The sequence below is a fragment of the Stenotrophomonas maltophilia group sp. Smal32 genome, from assembly GCF_030237085.1.
Lineage (GTDB): Bacteria > Pseudomonadota > Gammaproteobacteria > Xanthomonadales > Xanthomonadaceae > Stenotrophomonas > Stenotrophomonas maltophilia_Q.
Genome location: NZ_JASJSI010000207.1, coordinates 1 through 2,195 on the forward strand (window position 1 = coordinate 1; position 2,195 = coordinate 2,195).

Annotated in this window: 3 protein-coding genes; 1 reads left to right on the plus strand and 2 read right to left on the minus strand. The window is 66.2% G+C overall.

From position 1 onward, the window contains the following. Nucleotides 1–247 precede the first annotated feature (247 nt). Nucleotides 248–1,006 (minus strand): SDR family NAD(P)-dependent oxidoreductase, encoded by a 759-nt coding sequence (locus QRO91_RS22325; RefSeq protein WP_049431750.1) that lies wholly within the window; start codon nt 1,004–1,006, stop codon nt 248–250. A gap of 114 nt (nt 1,007–1,120) precedes the next feature. Here QRO91_RS22325 and QRO91_RS22330 point away from each other — a divergent pair, with 114 nt between their 5' ends. Then, nucleotides 1,121–2,014 (plus strand): LysR substrate-binding domain-containing protein, encoded by an 894-nt coding sequence (locus tag QRO91_RS22330; protein WP_049431754.1) that lies wholly within the window; start codon nt 1,121–1,123, stop codon nt 2,012–2,014. 66 nt (nt 2,015–2,080) lie between these two features. On the opposite strand, the gene QRO91_RS22335 is transcribed toward QRO91_RS22330, so the two are convergent. Beyond that, a partial coding sequence (locus QRO91_RS22335; protein ID WP_196239373.1) for a transposase occupies nt 2,081–2,195 on the minus strand: 115 nt, incomplete at its 5' end.

The following is a 2,195-nucleotide window of genomic DNA, read 5'->3' on the forward strand; positions in this document are numbered from 1 at the left end:
TTCGGCAGCGACAACCTGATGGCCGAAGGCGCAAGCCCGGCGCAGCAGGACAAGCGCAAGGGCAAGGGTGCCTCGAGCAACCGCGCGGTGGCGTCGCCACGCTGATCTGGCGGGCGCGACCGTGAACGGAAGGGGCGGCCTCCGGGTCGCCCTTTTTTGTTGTTTCGTAGAGCCGAGCCGTGCTCGGCTGAGCGGAATTCTGGCGCAAGGCAGCCGAGCATCGGCTCGGCTCTACAGCTCCGCAGCGCTAGTGCGCGAAGTAGTGCATGCCGCCGTCCACTGGAATCACCGCGCCGGTGATGTAGCCGGCCAGCGGCGAAGCCAGGAAGGCCACCAGCGGCGCCACTTCGTCCGGATCGCCGAAGCGCCCGATCGGAATGTTGCGTGCAATGAACTCGCGCCGGCTTTCCTCGGTGGGATGCAGGCGATCAAGAATCTGCGGGCTGTTGATCCGCCCCGGTGCGATTGCATTCACCGTGATGCCCTGCCCGGCCACTTCGGACGACAGGCCCTTGCTCCACAGATGAAGCGCCGCCTTCGCCGCCGTGGCCGCGTTCACCGTGCGCGGTTCCATCGAACCGCTGAAGTTGATCACCCGCCCCCAGCCCTGCGCCTGCATTGCCGGCAGCAGTGCCTGGCTCAACCGTCGTGCGGCAGAGAAGTTCAGCGCCAATGCCTCCTCCCAGATCGCGTCGGCGGCATCGACGGTCGTTGGCCGCGAGCCGCCAGCTGCGTTGACCAGGATGTCCACCCGCTGCAACGCTGCCAGCGCGGCGTCGGCGATGCGGCGCACGTCCCCGGCGTCGGTGACATCGCCCAGCAGGATGATCGGCGCGAGTGCGCCCGCCGCTTCGATTTCCGCCGCCAGCGCCTGCAGCGGTGCCTGACGCCGTGACGAGATGGCGACACGCACGCCCTGCGCGGCCAGTTGCCTGGCGACAGCGGCACCGATGCCACTGCCCGCCCCGGTGACCAGCGCGGTGCGTCCCTCAAGGTTCAAATCCATGGTGTTCTCCTGTCAGCGCGGCCGGTGGATCCGGCCCGTGCGGTGCATGCTGTTTGATCCCCCCTGATTGATAAACTCCGCACAGGTTTCAGCATTCAACACCCGGAGTGTCAGATGAACCTGCTGGAAAGCATGCAGGTCTACGTGCTGATCGTGGACAAGGGCAGCCTCAGCGCTGCGGCGGCAGCACTGGACATCTCCGCGACGATGGCCGGCAAGCACCTGCGTGCGTTGGAGGCACGGCTCGGCATGCAGTTGCTCAGTCGTACCACCCGGCGCCAGCACATGACGCCGTTCGGCGAGGACTACTACGCCCGCTGCCGGGAGATCCTGCGGCTGGTGGAGGAAACCGATGCGCAGGCCCAGCACCAGCACCTGGCACCGGCAGGCACGCTGCGCGTCAGCGCGCCGGTGATCTTCGGCACGCATGCACTGCTGCCGGCGTTGGCCGATTACATGGCGCACTACCCCGAGGTGCGTGTCGACGCGGTGCTGACCGACCGCGTCGTCAATCTCGCCGAAGAAGGTTTCGAAGCCGCCCTGCGTATCGGTACGCTGGCTGACAGCAGCGCGCTGGTCGCCCGTGCGCTGACACCCTATCGATTGATGATGTGCGCCTCGCCCGGATACCTCGCCCGGCATGGTACGCCTTCCGACCTGCAGGCACTTTCCCGGCACCAATGCCTGTCCTTCGAACCCAGCGCACTGGCGCAGTGGCTGCAGGCCGATGCTGGCGGGCTCGACCATGTGCCCACAGGTCGCCTGCAGATCAACAACGGCGAAGCGCTGCGTACGGCGGCGCTGCATGGGCTGGGCATCGTGCTGCAATCGGCACTGCTGCTGGCTGCCGACGTCGAAGCCGGGCGCCTGGTGCAGCTGTTCCCGGAGCATGGCCGGACCGGCCGGCCGATGCACGTGGTCTATGCCCACGACCGCTACCACTCGACCCGCCTGCGCAGCTTCATCGATTTCCTGGTGGAGCGCTTTCCACCGGCGCCGCACCGCTAGCGTCAACTATCGGAAAGGCAGTCGAGCATGGCTCGACGCGGCAAATGGCCCCATAAAAAAGGTTCTTCACCCAAGTCCGGGGAAGGCTGCACGGATTTTGAGGAAGAAATAGGCGTCGTCTCGGTATCCGTAGGCGACGCGCTTGATGACCTTGATCTTGTTGTTGATTCCCTCGACCAGA

Excerpts from the sequence above, each read along its gene's own strand:
- QRO91_RS22330 (WP_049431754.1), top strand. The coding sequence starts at position 1,121 with ATGAACCTGCTGGAAAGCATGCAGGTCTACGTGCTGATCGTGGACAAG.
- QRO91_RS22325 (WP_049431750.1), bottom strand. The coding sequence starts at position 1,006 with ATGGATTTGAACCTTGAGGGACGCACCGCGCTGGTCACCGGGGCGGGC.